Here is a 23799-nt window from a genome sequence, read left to right as displayed (position 1 = left end):
TTGTAGAAAGGCGGGGGAGGGCCAACAAGGAGACGATCGCAAACTTTAACGGGAATTATTGGCTTATCACGCCGGACCGCTTGTTCCCTCCTGTGCATGGAGGATAAAATAAAGGCACCGGCTTCCGCCGGGTGCCTATGATATAACCGAATGAAATATACAGCATGGGACGGTGGCGTAATTGCTGGCACTTATCGTGGATGATGAATTGGAGATCAGGGAGGGGCTGCGCGCGGGTTTTCCCTGGTCAGCCTACGGAATTGAAAGCGTTTTAACTGCTGATGACGGCGATACGGCACTGGAGCTGGCACTGGCCCGGAGGCCGGATCTGATCGTGACCGATATCCGCATGAAGCGCATGTCGGGGCTTGCGCTGATCGGGGCGCTCGGCCGGGAACGGCCGGACGGCTGGAAGGCTATTATGATCAGCGGCTATGACGATTTCGGCATGGTCCGGGAGGCAATGAAGCTTGGAGCGATGGATTATATTCTGAAGCCGATTAACACAGCTGAGCTGGGGGAAGTGCTGGGACGCGCGATTTCACAGCTGGAGCAGGAGCGGACCGACCGGAAGAACCGGCAGCTGCTCAATGACCAGGTACACAGTGCACTGCCCAAAATCCGCGGCGAGCTGCTGCGGGAAATTCTGGAGCACGACTATGACCCCTACCGGGAAACACGGATTTTTCACCGGCTGCGGACTCTGCAGGCCGACTGGATAGCCAGCGGACCTTCCGTGGTTCTGCTGTTTGAAGCCGATGATCTGAAATCGGTGGAGAACCGGGAAGGCCTCCGCCGGGAAAAAGAACTAATTCTGTTCGGCATCGGCAATGTGGTGAAGCAGACGCTCGAGGAGGATTACCCCGAGCCCTTCATCCTATACGAGGATTCGAAACAGCGTTGGGTCGCCGTGCTAAGATGCGCCATGGAAAAGGGCACGGAACGGATCGAAAAGCTGGGGAATCTGTGTATCGAACGCATCCATGCCTTTGTGAAGGTAAAAGCTAGCGCTGCACTGTGCACCGTTCCCGGGGCGATTTCTGAACTGCATGCCAGATATGCCGAAGCGGAAGAGATTCTGGAGCAGAAGGCGATATATGGAGGGCAGCGCCTCTTAACCAGCCGCGGCTGGGAGCTGGAGTCTGAGCTGGAGAATCCGCCGATTACGAATCCCGATGAAGTGCTGGATCTCATCCGTTACGGTACCGAGGCTGACATCCAGGCCGCAATGAACCGGTTCTACGAACTGGTCCAGTCCTGGTCACTCTGCCAGATCAAGGATATCCAGCAGCATATTTTCGAGTGGCTGCTAGGCATCTTCAAGAAGGCAGCCCAGCTGGGCTGGAGTGAGCAGGGCTGGCAGCGCAATCCGATGATTCTCTGGGACCGGCTGGAGCGCTATGATACGCTGGAATCGCTGCGCGGACAAGCGGAGCTCTGCCTGCTGGAGATGGCGCGCGATTTTGCCGAGCTGGCCTCTTCACCCGGACAAATCATTCAGGAGGCGGAGAAGTATATTCTGCAGCATTATGCAGCTAACCTTACCCTGCAAAGCGTGGCCTCGGAGGTGCATGTAACGCCGGTGTGGCTCAGCAAGCTGTTTAAGAAGGAAAAGCACCAGACCTTCCTGGAGTATCTGACCGAGGTGCGGATGGAAAAGGCCAAAAGAATGCTCGCTGAAGTGAAATATAAGATTTACCAGATTTCCTCCCTCGTAGGCTACAAGGACCCTGTTCATTTCACCAAGCTGTTCAAAAAACAGACAGGATGCACACCGAAGGAGTTCCGTAAGCTGCAGGGTATATTCGATGAGTAAGGCACGGATTGCGCTGGGCTCGCTCCGGAACAAGGTTATTCTGATATTTTTTGCTATTCTGATCGTTCCGTTTCTCTTGTTTGCCTATTACACGCATGTCAAGGCGATAGAGGGGATCTCCAACGCCAATACTTTGGTTTCCCACAGCTTTCTGATTCAGGCGCGCAAAAGCTTCGAGGTGTACCTGTCGCAGCTGAACAGTCAGATGAATGATTTGATCGGGAACAAGCAGCTGCAGGATCTGCTGAAGACTACACCGGAGGGCTGGGAGGATGAAGAGCTGTTTACGGTCAACATGCTGACGCTGCTGAATAATCAGGCGCTTGCGATCGACGCCTTCCGGGTGCATGTCTATCCAATCGACCCCGCCGCTTATACAGACTATATGAATACGATTGGAGAGCCGGGTCTTGAAGGCAGGGAGGAATGGTTTCAGAAGGCCCGTTCTTCGATCAGTCCGGCCTGGCATTTGTCGATGCCAAGCAGCGGACGTTATGCCAAGCCGCTTCTAACCTATACCAAGCGGTTCACAGGCCTGTATGACCGCCAGCCGCGGGGCATCATTGCCGCAGATGTATCAGAGGACCAGCTTGCGCGCTATATCTCCCCGTCGGGGAATATCGCAGGACAAAAGCTGCTGCTCCTGGATGACGACGGGAGCGTCCTGTACGATTCATCTGCCAATGAATGGACGGGACGGCCGGAAATGGCGGGGCGCTTCCACAATCTTACGAATGGCCCGGAGATGTCACGGACGATTGGCATCGGGGGCCAGAAGTATCTGGCCTCCAGCCTGAAGCTGGACAGCCGCCCCTGGTATCTGGTCAGCCTGTCGCCGTTAAGTGAATTAACCGGAACGATCGACGAGATCAACCGGGTGATGCTGATTTTCCTGGTGCTCTATCTGCTGTGCAGCATAGGTGTGGTCATTTATTTCACGGTTCATTTCACCCAGCCTGTCGTCCGGCTCGTCCAGCTGATGCGCAAGGCGGAGAAGGGGTATTTCCGCCACCACTCCGTGTGGTCGAAGCGCAATGACGAGGTGGGCTGGCTGTACCGCGGTTATGCCAGTCTGACGACCCAGATCGAAACTCTGATTGAAGAAGCCTCACGCTCGGAATGGAAGAAAAAAGAACTGGAATTCCAGGTGCTGAGCCACCAGATTAATCCCCATTTCCTTTACAATACGCTGGAATCCATCCGCTGGAAGGCGGAGACACACGGCCGGAGCGATATCAGTGAGATGGTGGCCGCACTTGGCAATCTGCTGCGGCTCAGCCTGAACCAGGGCAAGGAAATTACGACGCTGCGGCGTGAGATTGAGCAGCTTCAGGCCTATGTGCAAATTGAGCAGGCCCGGATGGGCCAGACCATCCGGATCTTGTACGCCATCGAGCCTGAGCTGCAGGCGCTGCCGTTCATGCGGCTGCTGCTGCAGCCGCTCGTGGAGAATGCCATCCAGCATAGCATCCACGACAATTTCGAGCAGGGTAAAATTCTGGTATCTGCCCGCCGCGAGAATGAGGATATTGTCCTCGATATCATCGACAACGGCAAGGGCATCCCGCCGGAGACCCTGGACAAGCTGAACCGGGATACCCAGGAGGAACCCAGCCAGTCCACCGGCAGCAAGGGGGTTGGCCTGAGGAATGTCAACGAACGTCTGCGGCTGTATTTCGGGGACGCCTACCGGCTTCAGATCGAGTCTGATCCCTCTTACGGCACGAAGATCACACTGCGCCATCCGGTGATGAATAAGGAGGAATCCGGTCCGGATGGCGTGGGCACGCCTGCGGCTGGGGCTGCCCGGTAACGCCCGCATCCCTTCACCTGAACCGTTATGTCAACTGCCGTCCGCATGCCGGACGGCTTTGTTGCTGTATGAGGGGCTGGGTGAAAGCATGCCGGGGATAAGCCAATTTTAGACCAGAAAAGAACAAGATAGGCTCATGGTCTTCCCCCTGAGTGCAGCGGTATCATTAAGACATCACCTAAACAGAAAGGTACATGCTAATGAAAACGATAACCGCGACTTCAAGCGTGAAGCCCGGCCGCACCGCTGTCCGCAGGAAATCAGGCGTGCTGAAGGATCTATACCGGAACCGGTCACTGCTGGTGATGTTTCTGCCGTTTGCCGTCCTGCTGCTGCTGTTCAATTACCTGCCGATGGCCGGGCTGGTCATTGCCTTCAAGGATTTTGATTTCAGCAAAGGGATTTTCGGAAGCTCGTGGATGAACCCGCTGCTCAGCAATTTTGAATACCTGTTCTCTTCCGATGCCGCTTTCCGGGCGATGCGCAACACCGTGCTGCTCAATATTCTTTTCATCACAGTCGGATTGGTATTTGAAGTGGGGTTCGCGCTGCTCCTGAATGAGATCCGCCACAAATTTTTCAAAAGGGTTACGCAGTCGATTACCTTTCTGCCCTTCTTCATCTCCTGGATCGTTGTCGGCGTATTCTCCTACAATCTGCTGAACTATGAAAGCGGGTCCATCAACCGGCTGATTGAATGGATGGGCTTCTCCGGGATTGACTTCTACAGCACCTCCGGACTCTGGCCGCTGATCCTGACGATTGCCATCCGCTGGAAGGTTACAGGCTATGGGACGATCATTTATCTGGCAGCGCTGACCTCCATTGACCAATCCTATTATGAGGCGGCCGCCATTGACGGCGCTTCCCGCTGGCAGCAGATCCGGCATATCAGTCTTCCGATGCTGCGGCCGACGGTGATCATACTGACGCTGCTGGCGGTAGGGCGGATCATGAATGCGGACTTCGGAATGTTCTACGCAATGGTGGGCGACGCTTCGCTGCTGTTCCCGACTACCGACGTTATCGACACCTTCGTATACCGCAGCCTGCGCAAGACCGGCGACATCGGCATGGCCTCGGCCGCAGGGTTCCTGCAGTCGGCGGTAGCCTTCGTGCTGGTGCTCAGCAGTAACTATGCCGCCCGTAAAATTGATAAGGATTCTGCCATTTTCTAATCGGCCAAGGAGGTTCTTCCGGCATGACAGCCCAAAAATTCTCAATCAGTCAGCTGATTCTCATGCTTATTGTAGGCGTGTTCAGCCTGACCTGCCTGTATCCGTTCATCATGGTTATCTCAGGCTCACTCAGCAATGAGCAGGACATCGCCGCTTACGGCTATACCCTTTTGCCCAAGCATGTCACCTTCGATTCCTACCGCATTCTGCTGCTGGGTTCTCACCGGATTGTAGACGCTTATGGAGTCAGTATCCTGGTCACAAGCGTGGGTACGGTATTATCGCTGCTGCTCACGGCAATGGCTGCCTATTCGTTATCAAGAAGATCTTTTAAATTCCGCGGGGTGCTGTCGGTATACGTCATTATCACCATGCTGTTTAGCGGAGGGCTGGTTCCCTGGTACATCATCTGTGTGCGGTACCTGGATCTTAAGGATACCCTGTGGGCACTGATCCTGCCTTCACTCGCAAATGCGTTCAATCTGTTCCTCATCCGCAACTTCATGCACTCCATTCCCGAGGAGATCCACGAATCCGCCAAAATCGACGGAGCCGGCGAATTCCGCATCTTCTACCGGCTGATTGCTCCGCTGGCGCTGCCCGTGCTGGCCACAGTAGGGCTGTTCATGGCTCTTGGCTATTGGAATGACTGGTTCCTCGGGCTGATGTTCGTCGATAAGCAGGAGCTTCAGCCGCTGCAGCTGCTGCTGCGCACACTGATCTCGAACGTCGATTTTCTGCGAAGCTCAGGCAATGCAGCCGCAATGCAGCGAATTTCGGCACAGATCCCGTCGGAGTCTATGAAGATGGCGCTCACCGTCGTCACCATCGGCCCTATCGTTTTCCTGTATCCGTTCTTACAGCGTTATTTTGTCAAAGGCCTGATTGTAGGCGCTGTTAAAGGCTGAGTTACCCGTCTACCGGCTTTACCGGCTCCGGCCGCGAAAGGTATATACATTAATCAGCAAGGGGAGAGGTTCTACATGCGAAAAAGGAAATCGGGGTTATTCCTGCTTACCGCCATTTTGCTGCTCAGCTTCACATTATCGGCCTGCGGAGGAGGCGGCAACAATTCCGGAAATGCATCTGACGGCGGCACCAGCGGCAATACCAGCGGCGACAAAAGCAATGACACCAAAGCCAGTGAACCGGAAGTGACGCTCAAATTCTACTTCGGAGGCGATAAAAAAGCGGCCACAGACGAGGTCTGGAGCAAAATCAGTGAATATGTCAAAGGTAAGGGACTGAATGTGAAGTTCGACATTAACACGATTCCATTCGGCGATTTCAAAGACAAAATGCTGGTTATGGCGGCTTCCGGCGACAGCTGGGACATGAACTTTGACGGCGACTGGCTGTCCTACAAGCAAATGGCGGCTAAGGGCTCCTATATGGCGCTTAACGATCTGCTGCCTAAATATGCCCCGAACCTGTACAAAAAATATGAAGAACAGGGCACTTTGTCTGCTGCAACGGTAAACGGTGATATCGTAGGCTTGCCGTGGACCATGAAGATGAATGAACGTAAATTCGCCGGTTGGCGCTCCGATCTTGCCGAGAAGGCCGGCATCCAGATTGCACCGAATTCCGTGAAGACGGTCGAGGATGTCGACAAGCTGCTCCGTGAGTTCAAAAAAGCCTATCCGAACGACAAGCTGTCCCGCACCACGCCGCTGTCGATGTATATGATCCGCGACGAATGGGTGGACCTCAATTTCCATGGTCTCGGCTTCTATCTGAGCGATCCGAAGGTAACCGTTCAGCCGGTGGAGCAGCAGCCGTTCTATCTGGAATCCGCCAAGCTCTCCAAAACCTGGTATGACGACAATCTGATCAACCGGGATGCCATGATCGACAAGGAAGGCGAGGAGGTACAGTGGAGAAACGGCAAGAAGTTCTTTACAGTCACTTCACATGAATGGGCTTACGCTGATCCCGGTTTCGTAGATCCTTCCTACAAACAGGAAATGTCACTGCTCTATCCGGACAAAAAATACGTCAACCGCACCGCGCTGGCCAACGTACTGGCGATCAACCGGAACTCTGAGCATCCCGATCTTGTACTCCGCTTCCTGGATATGGTTGAAACCGACAAGACGCTGTATGACCTGCTGCAATACGGAATTGAAGGCAAAACCTACAAACTTGAAGGCGATATGGCGGTCTATCCGGAAGGCATGGAGTCTTCCACCAGCAATTATATGGAATGGGGAGGACAATGGGCTTTCTGGAAGCCGCAATTCATGCGTCCGACACAAACCTACGGCGCAGGCTTCTGGGAAAGTGAAGCCGCGTTTGCCAGCGAGCCGAATAACGTCAACTCTCCTGTGGATGGCCTCTTCATCGCGGAAGACAACGTGAAGAACGAAGTTGCCAAACGCGACCAGGCTTCCGATGAATTCAGCCGTCCGATTGAATTCGGCGTGGTCAAGAATGTCGAGAAATCCGTCAGCGATTACATCGAAATGCAGAAGAAGAACGGGCTGGATAAGCTGCTCGCCGAAACGCAAAAACAGGTCGATACTTATCTTACAACCCAACAATAGAGCAATAGGACAACAAGCTGGAGGTACGGTTGGTTTGCTGAACGAAGAGCGCCCATAAGCGAATTACGCCCATGGGCGCTTTTTGTTGAACTTATATTCAATTGGATGGAGGTAAGAGAACAGATGGGACAACGATGGACGACAAGGCTTCGGCGTGTGACTTCTTCTCTGCTGACGATGGCGCTTGTGACTGCGGGCTTGTATGCGCCTGCTGCTTCGGCGGAAGTAATGGATTCTGCAGGCATAACTGTCATGCTGGGAGAGACACCCGTAATGAGCGGCATCACCCCCCGGGCAGGCGATAATCCGGCGGGTCTGCGGACGGGCACGCTGGAGGGCAAAACCTACTGGGAGACGAACAAGGCCGAGGACGGCCCGCAGACTGTATATTTCTATATGGATGCGGATGACCAGTACCTGCATGAGAACAGGGATTTCAATGTATCGGTTACGATGGAATACTACGATGAAGGCAACGGTTCGGCAGTGCTGCAGTATGACAGCGAATCGAATGCCTTCAAGGATGCGCCGCTCTTCACGTATACGGACACCCATACCTGGAAAACGCATACGTTTGAGCTGAGTGACGCCTGGTTCGGCAACCGCACGAATGGCGCAGACTTCCGCCTCGGCATTGAGGGCGGCGGAGTAAATGCTGCGGCTAACAGGGATCTTAAGCTGGCTTCTGTCAGCATAAGCAAAAGTCTGAAACTGCTCCCATCGGATGAGGCAGGCATTGTGCTCGGCGCTGCCCCGGTATCCCAGGGTATCACTGCAAGGGGAGGAGATTATGAACCGGGCGTTCTGACAGGTACACTGGACGGCAGGGGATACTGGTCAACGAACCGGGCCGCCCCTGACGGCGGAACACTGTATCTGTACATGAATGTTGCAGACGATTATCTGTACGATAATACGGATCAGGATGTCTATCTTACGGTGGATTACTATGACGAAGGCAGCGGCAGCGTGGTGCTGCAGTATGATGCCGCCTCCGCACCGTTCAAGGATGCCGCTCTGTTCACCTATACGGATACGAAGCAATGGCTCAGCCATACGTATAAGCTCAGCGATGCGAGATTTGCTGACCGCACAAACGGCTCCGACTTCCGGATCGGCATCAGCGGGGCAGGTGCGCCGGATAACAATCCGGATCTTAAGGTAGCGAGGGTCAGTGTGAAGAAATCGCCGCGGATCACAGCACCTTCACAGACGGGTGTCGTGCAGACGGTATACGGGACAGAGGATATTGTTATCGCCAATATTAACGTGAAGGATTACGGGGCTAAAGGTGACGGGGCAACCGATGATACGGCTGCTGTTCAGAACGCGCTTGATGCGGCTTCGGTCCTGGGCGGGGGCGTAGTCTTCGCGCCAGAGGGAACCTACCGGCTGAACGGGCACCTCGTGATTCCCACCGGGGTTACACTCCGCGGCGACCGGCCTGATCCATCGGCAGGAGATGGCACGGTGCGGGGCACGATCCTGGCCGCCTATGAAGGACGCGGTGAGGAGAACGGGACCAGTCTTATCCGGATGGAGCCAGTCAGCGGAGTCACACATCTCTCGGTCTGGTACCCCGAGCAGACACTGGATACTCCGGCAGCCTATCCGTGGACCATCGAGCAGCTGTCGGGGGACAGCGCGACGATCAGCAATGTTACGCTCGTCAATGCCTATAACGGGATCAAGATCGGTCCGGTCTGGAACGAGCTGCATTATGTCAGGGATGTATACGGAACAGCACTGAAAACCGGGATCTTCCTCGATTTCACCACCGATATCGGCCGGCTGGAACGGGTAACGCTGGCTCCTGAGATTTGGTCCGGCTCAGGTCTGCCCGGTGCACCGGAACAACAGGCGCTGTTTGGCTACATGACCGGCCACGCAGAGGGTATAGTGATGGGCCGCTCGGACTGGGAATATATGTCCAATCTTTCCATTTCGGGCTTTAAGACCGGCCTGCGGGTGACGACCCGGACCGACTCGCTGGAAACGGCCAATGCGCAGCTGTACCGGATCCGGATCAAGGACTGCAACGTGGCGCTCAAGATTGAGGGGGTTAATGACTATGGCCTGCTCGTCTCGGACAGCACCTTTGAAGCGGGGGTAGGAGAGGCTCCGGTGGCGATTCAGGCCGCGCAAGGCTTCCATTCCATTGCCCAGTTTAATACGGTAACTGTCGGCGGCAACCCACTGTATGCGGTTGTCAATGACGGCAGCGGAGTACTGTCCTTCGAGAACAGCAGCTTCACGGCTTGGAACGCAGAGGCGGGCGGCTATGCGATTGCGGCCAATGGAGGTTCGCTGCTGCTTGGCCAGTCTTCCTTCGCGATGCCCGGCAGACATGTGCTGCTTGGAGACGCTGCGCGGACGGTGAATGCCATCAATTCCGGCTATGACGGGCAGCTTGAGGTTACCAATGAGAGCGATGCTGCCGAAATTAACGTTCATCAGGATGAGGCGTATGCGCTTGAATTGCTCCCGGAGGGGATTATTACAGACAAGGAGACTGCACCGAAGCCGGCAACGAATCTGCTGTTCGATGTGACGGCCAGTCCCTATAATGCCGACCGGAACGGCTTGCTTGATGGATCTGCGGCAGTGCAGCAGGCACTGGATGATGCCGGGCTGGCTGGAGGCGGGACGGTGTATCTTCCGGCAGGCACCTACCGGATCGACGCCAGACTTACGGTACCTCCGGGTGTGGAGCTGAGAGGCTCCTGGGATGTGCCTCATCATACGATCGGCGGCGGAACGGTGATCTTCACGAATTATGGCGAGGGCAAGCCGGAGGATGAGGCGCTGATTACGCTGGAGGCCTCAGCAGGTATACGCGGGTTATCCGTCTATTACGACAAGCAGAACTGGAGCAATATTAAACCTTACGCCTGGACGGTCCGGGGCAAGGGACACGGCGTTTATGCCATTGATGCCACCCTGGTGAATCCTTATCAGGGCATTGACTTCGGCAGCTATGATACAAGCGGGCATTACATTGACTACGTTGCCGGTTCTCCGCTGAAGGAGGGCATATTCGTGGGCGGGGGGGCGAGCGGAGGGTTTGTGCGCAATGTGCAGTTCAACCCGCATTATTATGGCAGAAGCACCTATCCGAATCATCCTGACAATGATGCAGCCTTCAAGCAGGTGTGGGACTACCAGAAGGACAATCTGGATGCGTTCCGGATTGCTGATGTCAGCGGAGAGACCGTGTTCAATACCTTCGTCTACGGCTCCCAGTATGGCATTCATTTTGCCGCACAGGATGGCCGGGGACCGCAGGCAGTTGTGGTTGGCCACGGGACGGATGGCAGCAAAAAGGGGGCAGTTCTCAACAGCGCTGCACCTGAAGGGCTGACGCTGATTAATACCGAGCTGGTCTCGCTCAGCTCCTCGGATAAGGTTTATGTAACCGTAGGCCAGGACTTCCACTCCAAGGCTACGCTGTTCAACTCCTCTATGTGGGGGGATACGACCAGATCCTTTGATATTTCCGGCGGGACCATAAACATCCAGCAGGCTAATGTCACTACTGTGGGTGAACGGGGGCTGAGTGCGCTCGGCGGTGATATCGCCTTGTATGATTCGTATTTCCAGCAAGCCCGGACCACACATGTCTATGCAGATCCCGCAGTCGGGCGGCTCATCCTGACGAACAACCTGTATAGCGGGGGCCTGCAGCTGGATAACCGCGCACCATCCAGAGTGACGGGTACCGATCTGGTGCCGGTGTCGCTGCAACTTGCTGTTACCCCTTTTGATGAAGCGGGGGCCCGGCCGAATGCTGTATTGACCCTATCCAATATCTCTCAGCCGCAGCCGCTCAAAGGCCGGCTTGAATTGCTGGGGCCTTCTGTCTATCAGAGCATCATGAAGCCCGTGCGGTTCGAAGGTGTGGAGCTTGGCGGCAGCATCGATATTCCGCTGCCCTTCCTGGCCAGTGACTCGCTCAAATTCAAGATTACGCTGGATAACGGAGAAGCTTATGTAACCTCCGTCAAGCTGGGGCAGTCGTTCGCTTCCGGCAGCACAGGCGGTGCCGGCCATGCGGATGCCCCCGCCGTGACGGCGTCTGATACCGATCATTATTTCAGTCTGGGCGGCCAGTGGAAGGGGGCCGGTGATCTCAGTACCGAAGCCAGACTGCGGTGGGATGAAGAGCAGCTGTATGTGACGGTGGCGGTGCATGACGATGTGCACTCGCAGAGCTGGACGGGCGGAGATATCTGGCAGGGAGACAGCCTGCAGCTCGGATTTGACCTGTCCCGGGAAGACGGCAGTGCTAGTATCAACGTCAGTGAGCTCGGCTTTGCCCTGAACGGTCAGGGAACGGTAAGTGCCTGGCGCTGGAGAGCGCCGCAAGGCCTGAATACCGGAATTCTGCCTGGAGTGCAGGCGGACATCAGCCGTGATGAAGAGGAGGGAGTCACGCTCTACAAGCTTGCCATTCCGTTTGCTCAGCTTCATGGACCCGGTACCGCATTCACACCTGGGGATGCTATCGGCTTCACCCTGCTGCTGAACGAGAATGACGGAGCGGGCCGGTCCGGCTTCATCGAATATAATCAGGGTATCGGCACTAGCAAGGATGCCACTCTATATGGCGATTTGTACCTGCTGAAGGGATCATTTACGGAAGCACTGGAAGGATCTGCGGAAGCAGCAGTATCTGCAGCGGAAGCCGGAGTGTCGGTTACGGCAGTTGATGCCGCCGCCAATTTCGTCGCCCTTCTGCCGGAAGGCAGCTTGAAGGACGCCTTGAAGCACCGTCTGGTTCTGCTTGATTCCGGCACAACCCCGCCGACACCGACGCCGACTGCAACACCGACACCAACACCGACACCAACACCGACACCAACGCCGACTCCATCGGCAACACCGGCACCATCGGGAGCGCCGACACCAACACCGGCAGCAGCAGCGCCGGTAACCACTACGCAGCCATCTGCCGTGCCATCAGCGCCTGTAATTACAGTTAGCGGAGATAGAACAGCTGTGATTACGGCAGGAGCTGTGCTTGATTCCGGCTCGCGCACCGCCGGAGTCTCGCTCTCCGCAGAGCTGCTGGAGAAGGCCTTTGGGCAGACAGCGGAGACCGGCGGAGTCCGGAAGGTAGCTGTTCAGATTGCCGGCCTGCCGGGAGCGAAGGGTTACGGACTTCAGCTGCCTTCCGCATTCCTTGGCGGCGCTGCCCCGGACAGGGTCATTGAGCTGATCTCTCCCACAGGGACACTCACTCTGCCCGGCAATATGCTGGATGCGGCAATGCTGGCGGCAGCCGGCCCCAACCTGACGGTGACAATCCGGGAGGCGGACCGGAAGGACTGGGGATCTGATCTGCAGCGGCAGAATACAGGGCGCCCGGCTGTGGATATTGCCCTGACTTCCGGGAACAAGAAGCTCGACTGGCGCAGCAGCATTGCACCGGTGACCGTGTCGCTTCCTTATCAACTTTCCACTGGAGAAGAGCATGAATTCCTGGCCGTCCGTTATATCGATGACAGCCATACAACATCTGCTGTTGCGAGCGGCCATTATAATCTTCCGTCCGGCCGGGTTATTTTCCGGACATCTCATTTCAGCGAATTTGCAGTTGTATCTGCTGCCCCGGCTTTCGATGATCTGAGCCGCTCGTCCTGGGCTAAGCAAGCCATTGGAGCCTTGGCAGCCAAAGGAATTATCCGCGGCCAGTCAGAGACGGTCTTTAATCCGAAGGCTCTGGTCACCAGAGCAGACCTGGTAATGATGTTGTCGGCGGTGCTTGAGCTGAATCAGCAACCGGGAGCAACGCCAGGGAGTATTTACGCTGATGTGCGGCAAGATGCCTATTACGCGCACGCTGTAAGCAGCTACCGGGCGCTGGGAATCGCCGGGGGGACGGGCGGCAACCGCTTTGAACCGGAGAAGGCGGTCAGCAGACAGGATGCCGCCGTGTTTGCACAGCGTGCGCTGGCTCTTATGCCCGGTGTACCCAAGCTTGAGGCTGCACCGGAGGAGCTGTCCCGTTTTGCCGATGTGCAGGCAGTCTCCGGTTTTGCCCGTGACAGCATCAGTCAGCTGCTGCAGGCCAAGTTGCTTCAAGGAGACAATGGCAGGCTGAACCCGCAGCTTGGTATGACCCGCGCTGAGGCTGCGGTATTCATGTATAACTTGTACAATTATATTTACGGGAATTAAACGGGCCTCGCGGTAGATATACAGACCTATCAGGGATTTCTCTCTGGCAGGTCTCTTTTATTTCCTTGTTCCCCACAAGTGTTTTTTCAGTCCCTTCCTGCTGCGGCAGGTGTTTCTTTCAGGCCATGAAAAGGGTACATCATAAGACAGTCTTTTATTGAATCTTGACCATACATAGAGTAACTGCGGACTGCCGGATTCCAATAAATATAGGTGGATATGTTATAATCTCACTAGTCGATGCAATAATCGGGCAGTGGATAAACCAGGGAGGTATGACAGTGATTTGTCGTGAACAGGACGGATATTTGGTAATGCTGAGGCAGCATGAGCACGGTCTGCTGGCCGGCAAATTTGCAGAATGGTTCAAGGAACAGCATGTTCCGGCGGAAGGACGCCGTGCAGAGGTGCTGCGGGCAGTCAGCAATCATGACCGGGGCTGGATCGATCTCGATGAGACCCCTTTCTGGAATGATGCGGAAGGTGCGCCGTATACCTTTATGGATTTTCCGCTTGTGCCGAAGCTAACCTTTTATAGACGTGGACTGGACGAGATTGAGGCGGACACTCCATATGGTGCGTTACTATGCAGCTCACATTATGAGCGGCTGATCGAGGTGTCAGGGGAGGACTGCCCGGAGCTTACCACCTACTTGAAGAACGAGGAGGACCGCCGGGCACGCATCCATCGTCTCCTGGAGAACAGCAAGCCGCTTGCAGAGGGCGAATTGTATTATGATGCGAGATTGCTGCAGTTCTGCGATGACCTCTCCCTTTATCTGGGTCTTAGTGAGCCGGGAACCCCAAAATCGGAGGAGCATCCTTGGTTCCGTGACGGATTCTCGGGAAGTGAGGATTTCAGCTTCACCTCAGGACGCCTGATTTCAGCGGAGTGGCAGGATAAGACTACACTCCTGCTGGATCCTTTTCCATTCACAGAGAATGTCGAGGTGAGTTTCAAGCTGCGCCGGGTCTCCAAAAAGGATGTAGAGCGCAAAGGGATCGCCCTTGCCTTCAGCGGCACCCCCGAAGAAGAATGCCGGATTACTGTGGCCAGCAAGCCGGAATAGGCCGCTTTTATGACATGGAACCGGGAACAGGAGTGTTATGCCCATGGCATGGTGGATGTGGACCCTCAATATAGCTGTAATTGTTATGATCTCATGGTGGTTTTACCGGATGAAGCTGAGCCGGATGGGAAAAGGAGTGCTTTTGATTCCGATTCTGGTCTATACGCTGATCTCCGCCGAAGATCTTCTGAACTGGATTGATCTTCGCACGATTCTGCCCGGGGACCGGGGAATGCGCGCACTGATCCTAATTGTTGCCCTGGCATCCATGCTGTTCTATGTGCTGTTCATTTTTCACCAAATCAAGGAATCCAACAGTAAAGAGGTCAGGATGCAGGAGACGCTCGTGCGTATCAGCATTGCAGCATTCACCTGCATTATTTTTTTCACTGTCGTATATACATCCATATATAAGCTATTTGGACAGTCCTCCTTTGATGGAAATGGACTAGGCGAAGATTTGCTAAGCCAGCTGATTACCTTCCTCTATTTCAGTGTAGCCACTTTCACAACGGTCGGGTACGGAGACGTAGCCCCGGTGGACAATACCTCGCGTCTTGTGGTTGTCATGCAGATCAGCTTCAGCTTCATCACCGTAGCTTATGCGTTATCCATGCTGGGGTTGTTCCGCAAGATTCTGGGTCCAGGCTCGGAAGAGGAGATCGAGGCTGAGATCGATGTGAATATTGAAACAGAGGTTGAAGAACAGGTAGAAGAAGCCAAGGAGGAGATTCAGGCCGGAGAGAATGAGGAATCTTCCCATTCCAAGCCCTCCCAGTAATCTTCGTTCCCCGACAATTATCCTGCAAGAAAGGAGAACCTCTCTATGAATAAAAAATCGTCTGGGGCTTCTCCGGGCCTTATGACAGCTTCTACAAAAGATAGTACCCGGCACAGTGCTCCGCCCCCGCAAACAGGCGGTAGCCGCAAAATCACCCGCCGCCAGTTCCTCGCAAGGGGAGCGGCTACCGTAATTGGGGCAGGTTTGCTTACCAGCGGCTACGCCTGGCAGGGGGAGCCTAACTGGCTGGACATCACCCGGCTGGAATTGTCCTTTAAGAATCTTCCGTCCGCTTTTGCCGGCACGCGGCTGGTTCATTTCAGTGATGTGCATTTAGGCTTTAACAAGGATGTGCATGATCTGAAGCGGCTGGCTGGACATATCAAGGAGGCCCAGCCGGACATTATCTGCTTCACTGGCGATATTGTGGACAGCTATGCCGAGGATCTGAAGGAGTCCGTACCGATTCTGGCAGAGCTGAGCGCACCGCTTGGCAAATATGCAATCCTGGGCAATCATGATTATAAGAATACAGAGCTGCTTACCCGTCTGTTGAACGAGGCCGGCTTCCGCGTGCTGCGGAATCAATCGTATCTGATACAGCAAGGGGGCGCGGCCATCGCGGTTACAGGTATTGACGACATGCTGCATGGCAAGCCTGATCCCCAGGCAGCCCTGAAGGGTGTTCCTGAGGATATGTTCACGCTACTCATGATGCATGAGCCGGATTATGCAGATACGGCAGAAGCATATCCTTTCCATCTCCAATTGTCCGGTCACAGTCATGGCGGGCAGATCCGCCTGCCCTTTCTGGGTGCGGCATTCACGCCATACGGATCAAACAAGTACATAAGCGGTTTGTATTATACGGAGAAGAAGCGAATGCCTGTGTACGTGAACAGGGGTTTTGGCGAAACCTATATGCCATTCCGGTTCATGTGCAGACCTGAACTCACCATTTTCACCCTGCGGAGGGCGTAGTACAAACCGATTCCGGCATAGAAAAGGAGAAGCCCATGAGCACTTTCGATACGGTATTATCCATGGTACGGCAAGGTGAAAAGGTTGAACTAAGGACGATGCCATCCACCGATGCCGGGGTGCTGAGTACGCTGCTGATGCATCCGGAAGTGAAGCCTCATATTCTGCTGCGCCATGGGGACAGTTCACCGCATACCTATCTGGAGAAGCTGGTGACCCGGATGCTGTATGCCTTTGACCCTTGCGCACTTCATGCCGGGATTTATGTCAGAGGACGGCACGAACTGATTGGAACAGCCTCCCTGCAGAACTGGAACCGTTATGAGAACAAGGCTGTCCTTGGCTATATGCTGAATCCGTTATGGTGGGGGCAGGGACTTGCCACTGAAGCGGTCGGGCTGCTGCTGGATTACGCCTTTCAGGAGTTGGGAGTTATGAAGATCGAGGGACGCTGCCGTGGCGACAACCTCAGGTCCGAGCGCGTCATGATCAAGAACGGGCTAACTCTGGAGCGAATCCTGCCTATGCCGGGCAGTTCGGGGGATGTAATGAAAGTATTCACATTGTTACACAAATGAAATAATGCCGTTATGAAACTCTAACAGTGTCCGGTTAAACTAATTACATGACCCCCTTTTGAAAATATAAATGCTGTTGGGACCCGATGATTCGGGTCCATTTTTTTGTGCTGATTCTCCTTTACACCGTTATCGGGAAAATCGAGTAGCTGGTCATGACTGGCGGCCTCCCGGACAATTAGGATATGATGGTCTTTATACAGCAGTAATAGACCAGGAGGTTATCATCCTTTGAACGAAGTGATCCGAACATTAATGAACCACCGCTCCTTCCGGCAGTATCATGAACAGCCTGTGGAGCCGGAGAAGCTAAAAACCATTATTGAAGCCGCCCAGGCAGCCCCGTCCTGGGTTCACGGTCAACAGGTATCCATCATTGCCGTGCGGAGCGAAGAGCGCCGCAAGCAGCTTTCGGTGCTGAGCGGGAATCAAAAGCATGTGGCGGAAGCGCCGGTATTTTTAGTGTTTTGCATGGATTTTTACCGGGCTAAGGTGGCTAGTGCGCTGGAAGGACAACCTTTTGAGGCCGCAAGGGATGTGGATGCTCTGCTAGTAGGGGCTACGGATGTGGGCATTGCCTTATCCAATGCCATTGCTGCAGCGGAGTCGCTGGGGCTTGGTATCATCCCGATCGGCGGAGTCCGCCGTCATACAGCGGAGGTGATAGAGCTTCTGCAACTGCCGGAATATGTATTCCCGATTGTCGGGTTGTGTGTCGGCTACCCTGCCGGGGAGCTGCCGAAGAAGCCAAGGCTACCCATGGAAGCTGTTCTTCATGAGGAGCGGTACAATCCGGAGGTGAAGGGCCTGATTGAAGAATACAATCTGACCCACCGTAAGTTCCTGAATTCCCAGGGATTGACGGAGAGGGATTGGAGCAGCACTATAGCTCACTTCTACACCCTCAATCCACAATATGGAGATGCACAGCATACACTGAAGCAGCAGGGTTTCAACTGCGGTAATCTGACCCAATAACAAAATGCACCACAGCCTCTCACGATAGACGGCAGCAGTCGTCCATCATGTTCAAGGCTGGGTGCATTTTTTGTAGCTGTAGCATAAACTGTATGTTGAACTATTGGAGCGGCACGGATATTTTCCCTTTTTGCTTGAAGTATACCCAATGATCGAACCCGATTTCTTTAAGCCTGGCCACCACAACTTCATGCTGATCAGCGACGCGGGAAGGCTTATGGGCATCGGAGCCGAAGGTGACTTCTACGCCGTAATGCAGCGCGCGCGACAGGATATCATCCGAGGGGTACCATCCGCCGCATAGCTTGGTGCTTCCAGAGGTGTTGATCTCAATAGCGATGCCGCATTCCCCGATTACGCGCAGGCATTCATCGATTTCAGCAGTTGCGGGGATATCCGAGAACTGTGGAAAATTGCCCTTCATGGCATCAATGTGACCGAGGATCTGGAACATTCCGCTGCGTGCGGAAGCGGTAATCAGCCGGTAATACTCAGCCTTGCTGGCAACCTTCCCTTTCAGGTCCAGGCCTTTCCAGCGGCCTTTATTGAAAATGCTCACCCCGTCTACATTGTGCACCGAGCCGATGATGTGATCAAACGGATACGCCGACAAGGTACGGCGGTACAGCTCAGCATGTTCTGGGAAGTAGTCCGATTCGATGCCTAGCAGAACATCAATGGTGCCTGCGTATTCTTTTTGCAGGTCCAGTACCTCTTCTACATAATGCGCTAGTTCGGATTTGGCCATGGCAATATGGGGAAAAGCCTGCTCTGACGGACTACCGAAGTAAGGGGTATGGTCAGAAATGCCAATCACTTCGAGCCCAGCGGCAATTCCGGCTTCAATATAATCCCTGATCGTTCCGTCAGCATGGCCGCAGCGGAAATGATGGGTATGCAGGTCGAATTTCATGGATAGAACATCTCCTTAGGCCAAAATTAGCGGAAGTAAGCTTTAGAAGTATAGTCTTCACTTCGCTGGGGGATTTTATCGGGTGTCCGGAGCATTTGCAATGTATTCAGAATACCTTCACATTGCGGGCTCACTCTGAACCGATAAATTGAGCTTCCGGCATCCCCTTGAGGTCACTTAGAAACTGCCGCATCGCAGAATTGACGTATTTCCCTGATTTTGTAATCACGCCTACAGGATGAGTGACCTCAAGTTCAATAATCGGGACGATCTTAAGGGTACCATTACGAACCTCAGCCGATACTGACTGCTTGGAAATTACCGCCGCGCCGAGATCCAGCTCCACCATCCGTTTGACTTCTTCACTGCTGGTCAGCTCCATAATAACCTGCGGCTGGATGCCATGCTTGGCGAACACATCATCCGCGAATCTCCGGCCGACTGTATCCGGTGAGAGCAGGATGAGCGGGGTATTGCGCAGCGCTTCAATCCCGGCTGTTTTGACCTGCGCGAGAGGATGACGGGGAGAAACCACCAATTCAAAGGTGTCATAGTAGAGTACAGAGGTAGTCATTCCCGGACTTCTACCGATCAAGTAGCCGATACCGACATCCACCAGGCCGTTCTCCACATGCTGATAAATTTGTGACGACGACATGGACGAAATGGAAGTTTTGATATGCGGGAACTGGTCCTGAAAATAAGAAAGGATCCGCGGCAGAATCTGAATGGCGATTGAGGTGGTCGTACCGAGTATAATATGCCCCTGGGGATTCTCATCCAAATCTGCAAGGCGCTGCTTAAGCTCATCGACGATGCTTACAATCTGTTCCGCGTGTGAGAGAAATACCTGTCCCCTGTCAGTCAGAGTTACCGGCTGGTTCCGGTCTACGAGCTGGGTTTTGAACTCTTCTTCAAGGCTTTTGATCTGCGCCGATACCGCCGGCTGGGTCAAATTGAGTAGTTCCCCCGCCTTACGGAAGCTCATGGTTTTGGAGATGGTAATCAGCGTCTCTAGCTGGCTGATATTCATGGACGTACCCCCTTTCGGCCTGATGATGGATGCCGCCTTTTATTTATAGGATAATAAAAAATGTTCTTCACAGGACGCGGGAGTCCTCTTATGGAATAGGGTTATGAATATGGATGGTGCTGGCTTTTCTATACCTTATCTTACGCCGGATGTCGGCATTTGATTAAATTATAGGAGATAACCTCCGGCAGGGCAATGTTGCCCGGAAAACTATCTTCATAATTCCTTCGACAAGACCATTAATTTTTGGTGAATAATACCGATATATGAAGTATAATAAATCATTATTACTTAGGACTTTTGGTACAAGACTAAAGCCTGGTAGAGGGGGGACAGCACTTTCATGAAAGCAGAAGTAATCAATCCGTTTTTAGAATCTGCAAGAATTGTAATTGAACAGGTGATACAGGTCTCGCCATCCACCGGTAATCTGGGCATAAAGGACATTGAACTGATTGATAATCATATATGGATACAGGTGGGAATGACAGGTCAATTGAGCGGGAACATTATTTTTGGAATCGCTGAACAGGTAGCGCTCAAGATCGTGTCGGCCATGATGGGTGGCTATGTGATTACGGAGATGGACGAGATGGGCCAGAGTGCGATTTCGGAACTGGGCAACATGATTAGCGGCAACGCCAGCACCATTTTGTCGAATCAGGGGGTAGCCGTTGATATTACTCCGCCAAAGCTGATGAAGACAGACGGCATGTCGGTAATGCCGCGTAAAGCGCTGAGCATTCCGCTCTTGATGGAAGGTATCGGAGAGCTTGATATTCAGGTAATGATCTCTTAGTCGGACAATTGGAGCTGAACTTCATTCATGGTATTACAAGACAAGGTGGTTGTTATTACAGGAGCTTCGAGCGGGATTGGAGCGTTGACAGCCCAGATGCTCAGCAAACGTGGGGCTGTGCCTATCCTGCTGGCCCGTTCGGAGGACAAGCTGAAAGAAACTGCGGCCGGTATCCAGGGTGTTTTTGGCCTGTATATCTGTGATGTTACCGATGAGGAGCAGGTAGTGAAGACCTTTGCGGACATCCTAAGCACACATGGAAGAATTGATGTTTTGTTGAATAATGCCGGCTATGGAAAATTCGCTTCATTCACCGAGATGGAGTCCCGTGAATTCGATGAGATGATGGATGTGAATTACATGGGCATCGTACGGTGCACCAAGGCTGTAGTCCCGCATATGCTGGAACGGGGAAGCGGACAGATTGTTAATGTGGCGTCGATGGCCGGCAAAATCGGCACGGCACGGTCCGTTGCTTATAGTGCAACCAAACACGCTGTGCTGGGCTTTACGAACGCGTTGCGCCAGGAGCTGCGCCAGCAGGGGATCATCGTCTCGGCAGTTAATCCGGGCCCGATTGCCACGGAATTCTTCCGTACTGCTGATCCTTCCGGCAGCTATGAGAAAAGTGTCGCCCGGATTATGATGACACCCGAACATGTGGCCAAGAAGATGGTAAAGCTGATCGAGAAAGGGAAGGAAGAGATTGATCTTCCCGGCTTCGCGGCGTTGGGTATCCGCCTCTATGGTCTTTTTCCCCGTCTGGCGGACAAGCTTACCTACAATATGATGAACCGGAAATAATATCAATGGCTTTAGAATGGATCAAACGGCCTTCCATTTGGTGGAGAGGCCTTTTTGGCATATAATGAACATATTATCTCAAACGAAAAGGATGAATTACAATTATGAATAAAGCTTCTTTTGCCGCCATCGGGATCCAGGAAGACCTCGTTGCCCGATTGTCGGAATTCGGCATTCAAGATCCATCCCCTGTTCAGGAGCAGACCATTCCCCTGCTGCTGGAGGGAAGAGATGTGCTTGCCGCATCCCAGACAGGAACCGGTAAGACGCTGGCGTACCTGCTGCCGCTGCTCCAGGAAATTAATCCTGAGCAGAAAGGGATGCAGAAGCTGGTGCTGGCACCTACTCAGGAGCTGGCGATGCAGATTCTCCGCGAGGCAGAACGTTATGGGGCTCATCGCGGCATCAAGGTGATGGGTCTGATCGGAGGTGCAGCGATTAAGCGCCAGATTGATAAGCTGCGTGAGCATCCGCAGCTTGTTGTGGGTACTCCCGGACGCATCCGGGAGCTGATTGGTCTGCGTAAGCTGAAGATGCATGAGGTGACCACGATTGTCATCGATGAAGCGGACCAGATGTTCCAGCTCAGCGGAGCAGGCGAGGTGGCGAAGATCGTTAGCAGCGCGCTGCGTACGCGTCAATTGGTCATGCTGTCCGCGACGATCGGGCCGGAGACGAAGGCACTTGCAGCACGGGAGATGAAGAACCCGGCTGAAGTTGGCATTGATCCGGGCGTCATGACCGCGCAGAGCCTTGAGCATCACTACGTGGTCAGTGAGGAACGTAATAAAATAGATATGCTGCGCCGTGTGATCCGCCATTACAACCCGGATCGGGCGATTGTGTTCGTCAATGCCACCGACGATATCGCTGAGGTGACTGCGAAGCTGAACCACCTGGGTCTGACGGCAGCCGCATTATACGGCGATGCGGATAAGGTGACGCGCAGCAATGTGCTGGCCCGCTTCCGTGACGGCAAATTCCGTGTGCTGGTGGCCAGCGACGTAGCCGCCCGGGGTCTGGATATTGAGAATCTGACGCTGGTCGTCAGCTTCGATCCGGCCTTCGACTCGGAGCACTATGTGCACCGGGCCGGGCGGACAGGCCGCATGGGACGCCGCGGCCTATCCGTAACGATCGTCACGGAGCAGCAGACGTTCATCATGCGTAAATTCGCCAAGGAGCTGGACATCCAGCTGGAGGAGAAGGAAATGGTAGGCGGCAAGGTACGCGCCGCCGATGAGGCCCGCAGCGAGTACCGCGGCGGGACGGATTCGGGACGCCGCGAGGGCAGCAGCCCGCGCGCGGACGGCTTTGCGGCGCGCAGCAGCAAGCCGAAGGTGCGGACTTCGGCAGCGGGAGGCGCGGCCTCCGCAGCCGGGGCACAAGCACCGCAGCCGGGTACGGCAGCGGGCTTCGATGAGCGGCGCGAGCAGCAGCGCCGCAGCCCGGGTTCCGCCGCAGGGGCCCGGAGCGGCGCTCCTGCAAGCAAGGCGCGCAGCAGTGCAGAGCGCGAGAAGAACCGCAAGAATAAGGGAGCGCCCAAATGGCTGAAAGACAAAACCCCGAGAGGTGACGGTCAATGAATACTGCCCCCGTATTGCAAATTACGGGCTTAAGCGGAGGATACAGCCTGAACAAGCCGGTGCTTCATGATATCGGCCTTCAGGTGCAGCCTGGAGAAATGGTCGGGCTGATTGGATTGAACGGAGCAGGCAAAAGCACGACGATGAAGCATATTCTGGGCCTGATGTCACCGCATAAAGGCGAGATCACCGTCCAGGGCAAGACCCGGAGCAGTGATCCGGAAGCCTATCATGGAGCGCTGTCTTTTGTGCCGGAGTCGCCGCTGCTCTATGAGGAAATGACGGTCCGAGAGCATGTCGAATTTACCGCCAGGGCTTACGGTGTGGACCGCAGCGATTATGAATCCCGCAGCAGCCAGCTGGCCGCACTCTTTAATATGGAAGACAAGATGGATACCCTCTCCTCGCATTTATCCAAGGGCATGAAGCAGAAGGTCATGATTATGTGCGCTTTCGTGGCGCGTCCGGCACTGTATGTGATTGACGAGCCCTTTCTGGGGCTGGATCCGCTGGGCATCCGCTCCCTGCTCGATTTCATGCTGGACCTGAAGAAATCCGGGGCTTCCATTCTGCTAAGCTCCCATATTCTCTCCACCATCGAGAATTACTGCGACCGCTTCATTGTCCTGCACCGCGGCCAGGTGATCGCGGAGGGTACGCTTGCGGAAATGACCGCGGCTGCCGGGCTGCAGGGATTGAATCTGGAGCAGCTGTTCTACGAATTGGTTCAAGGAGGGAAATGA

The 23799-nt window shown here is 54.3% G+C and carries 17 protein-coding genes; 15 read left to right on the top strand and 2 right to left on the bottom strand.

The window, feature by feature from the left end:
- Nucleotides 1-181: 181 nt before the first annotated feature.
- From A3849_RS02855 to A3849_RS02805, 11 genes are all read left to right on the top strand, one after another.
- A complete protein-coding gene (locus A3849_RS02855; RefSeq protein WP_074110095.1) occupies nt 182-1816 on the top strand; it encodes a response regulator in 1635 nt (544 codons plus the stop codon).
- Nucleotides 1809-3629, top strand: coding sequence for a sensor histidine kinase (locus A3849_RS02850; protein WP_074110094.1), 1821 nt, complete (start codon nt 1809-1811; stop codon nt 3627-3629). The genes A3849_RS02855 and A3849_RS02850 overlap by 8 nt, the downstream gene beginning before the upstream one ends.
- Nucleotides 3630-3829: 200 nt before the next feature.
- Nucleotides 3830-4807, top strand: coding sequence for an ABC transporter permease (locus A3849_RS02845; RefSeq protein ID WP_083613343.1), 978 nt, complete (start codon nt 3830-3832; stop codon nt 4805-4807).
- A 23-nt stretch (nt 4808-4830) separates the two neighbouring features.
- On the top strand, nt 4831-5715 hold the full coding sequence (locus A3849_RS02840) for a carbohydrate ABC transporter permease (protein ID WP_074110093.1): 885 nt from the start codon (nt 4831-4833) through the stop codon (nt 5713-5715).
- Between the two features lie 75 nt (nt 5716-5790).
- Nucleotides 5791-7353, top strand: a complete 1563-nt coding sequence (locus A3849_RS02835) for an extracellular solute-binding protein (protein WP_074110092.1) — start codon at nt 5791-5793, stop codon at nt 7351-7353.
- A gap of 123 nt (nt 7354-7476) precedes the next feature.
- Entirely contained in the window at nt 7477-13533 is a 6057-nt protein-coding gene (locus A3849_RS33860; protein ID WP_074110091.1) for a glycosyl hydrolase family 28-related protein, read from the top strand.
- A 281-nt stretch (nt 13534-13814) separates the two neighbouring features.
- Nucleotides 13815-14603: a DUF3891 family protein gene (locus tag A3849_RS02825; protein WP_178382589.1), complete on the top strand. Its 789-nt coding sequence runs from the start codon at nt 13815-13817 to the stop codon at nt 14601-14603.
- Between the two features lie 43 nt (nt 14604-14646).
- Nucleotides 14647-15384 (top strand): ion channel, encoded by a 738-nt coding sequence (locus A3849_RS02820; protein WP_074110089.1) that lies wholly within the window; start codon nt 14647-14649, stop codon nt 15382-15384.
- A 45-nt stretch (nt 15385-15429) separates the two neighbouring features.
- On the top strand, nt 15430-16365 hold the full coding sequence (locus A3849_RS02815) for a metallophosphoesterase (protein WP_083613342.1): 936 nt from the start codon (nt 15430-15432) through the stop codon (nt 16363-16365).
- Nucleotides 16366-16400: 35 nt separating this feature from the next.
- Nucleotides 16401-16943, top strand: a complete 543-nt coding sequence (locus A3849_RS02810) for a GNAT family N-acetyltransferase (RefSeq protein WP_074110088.1) — start codon at nt 16401-16403, stop codon at nt 16941-16943.
- Between the two features lie 240 nt (nt 16944-17183).
- The gene (locus tag A3849_RS02805) at nt 17184-17921 is read left to right on the top strand and encodes an NADPH-dependent oxidoreductase (RefSeq protein ID WP_256700635.1); all 738 of its coding nucleotides are present in this window, start codon (nt 17184-17186) and stop codon (nt 17919-17921) included.
- Nucleotides 17922-18021: 100 nt separating this feature from the next.
- Here the strand turns inward: A3849_RS02805 and A3849_RS02800 are convergent, their stop codons facing one another.
- Both A3849_RS02800 and A3849_RS02795 read right to left on the bottom strand, forming a co-directional pair.
- Complete coding sequence (locus A3849_RS02800; RefSeq protein WP_074110086.1) at nt 18022-18834, bottom strand: histidinol-phosphatase; 813 nt, start codon at nt 18832-18834, stop codon at nt 18022-18024.
- 130 nt (nt 18835-18964) lie between these two features.
- On the bottom strand, nt 18965-19867 hold the full coding sequence (locus tag A3849_RS02795; RefSeq protein WP_074110085.1) for a LysR family transcriptional regulator: 903 nt from the start codon (nt 19865-19867) through the stop codon (nt 18965-18967).
- Nucleotides 19868-20210: 343 nt separating this feature from the next.
- Here A3849_RS02795 and A3849_RS02790 point away from each other — a divergent pair, with 343 nt between their 5' ends.
- The 4 genes from A3849_RS02790 to A3849_RS02775 all read left to right on the top strand — a co-directional run bounded on the left by A3849_RS02790 (nt 20211) and on the right by A3849_RS02775 (nt 23799).
- Nucleotides 20211-20666, top strand: a complete 456-nt coding sequence (locus tag A3849_RS02790; protein ID WP_074084072.1) for a chemotaxis protein CheX — start codon at nt 20211-20213, stop codon at nt 20664-20666.
- A 27-nt stretch (nt 20667-20693) separates the two neighbouring features.
- Nucleotides 20694-21470: an SDR family NAD(P)-dependent oxidoreductase gene (locus tag A3849_RS02785; protein ID WP_074110084.1), complete on the top strand. Its 777-nt coding sequence runs from the start codon at nt 20694-20696 to the stop codon at nt 21468-21470.
- Nucleotides 21471-21574: 104 nt separating this feature from the next.
- Nucleotides 21575-23056, top strand: a complete 1482-nt coding sequence (locus A3849_RS02780; RefSeq protein WP_074110083.1) for a DEAD/DEAH box helicase — start codon at nt 21575-21577, stop codon at nt 23054-23056.
- Nucleotides 23053-23799 (top strand): ABC transporter ATP-binding protein, encoded by a 747-nt coding sequence (locus tag A3849_RS02775; RefSeq protein ID WP_074084075.1) that lies wholly within the window; start codon nt 23053-23055, stop codon nt 23797-23799. The genes A3849_RS02780 and A3849_RS02775 overlap by 4 nt, the downstream gene beginning before the upstream one ends.

This window comes from Paenibacillus sp. P46E, assembly GCF_001909095.1.
Classification (GTDB): domain Bacteria; phylum Bacillota; class Bacilli; order Paenibacillales; family Paenibacillaceae; genus Paenibacillus_AQ; species Paenibacillus_AQ helianthi.
The sequence above is the reverse complement of the archived record's forward strand: the minus strand, read 5'-3'. Positions and strand labels throughout refer to the sequence as shown.

Coding starts and splice junctions, on each gene's coding strand:
- A3849_RS02835 (WP_074110092.1), top strand. CDS start 5,791: ATGCGAAAAAGGAAATCGGGGTTATTCCTGCTTACCGCCATTTTGCTG.
- A3849_RS02785 (WP_074110084.1), top strand. CDS start 20,694: ATGGTATTACAAGACAAGGTGGTTGTTATTACAGGAGCTTCGAGCGGG.
- A3849_RS02790 (WP_074084072.1), top strand. CDS start 20,211: ATGAAAGCAGAAGTAATCAATCCGTTTTTAGAATCTGCAAGAATTGTA.
- A3849_RS02810 (WP_074110088.1), top strand. CDS start 16,401: ATGAGCACTTTCGATACGGTATTATCCATGGTACGGCAAGGTGAAAAG.
- A3849_RS02795 (WP_074110085.1), bottom strand. CDS start 19,867: ATGAATATCAGCCAGCTAGAGACGCTGATTACCATCTCCAAAACCATG.
- A3849_RS02780 (WP_074110083.1), top strand. CDS start 21,575: ATGAATAAAGCTTCTTTTGCCGCCATCGGGATCCAGGAAGACCTCGTT.
- A3849_RS02800 (WP_074110086.1), bottom strand. CDS start 18,834: ATGAAATTCGACCTGCATACCCATCATTTCCGCTGCGGCCATGCTGAC.
- A3849_RS02840 (WP_074110093.1), top strand. CDS start 4,831: ATGACAGCCCAAAAATTCTCAATCAGTCAGCTGATTCTCATGCTTATT.
- A3849_RS02845 (WP_083613343.1), top strand. CDS start 3,830: ATGAAAACGATAACCGCGACTTCAAGCGTGAAGCCCGGCCGCACCGCT.
- A3849_RS02820 (WP_074110089.1), top strand. CDS start 14,647: ATGGCATGGTGGATGTGGACCCTCAATATAGCTGTAATTGTTATGATC.
- A3849_RS02775 (WP_074084075.1), top strand. CDS start 23,053: ATGAATACTGCCCCCGTATTGCAAATTACGGGCTTAAGCGGAGGATAC.
- A3849_RS02850 (WP_074110094.1), top strand. CDS start 1,809: ATGAGTAAGGCACGGATTGCGCTGGGCTCGCTCCGGAACAAGGTTATT.
- A3849_RS33860 (WP_074110091.1), top strand. CDS start 7,477: ATGGGACAACGATGGACGACAAGGCTTCGGCGTGTGACTTCTTCTCTG.
- A3849_RS02815 (WP_083613342.1), top strand. CDS start 15,430: ATGAATAAAAAATCGTCTGGGGCTTCTCCGGGCCTTATGACAGCTTCT.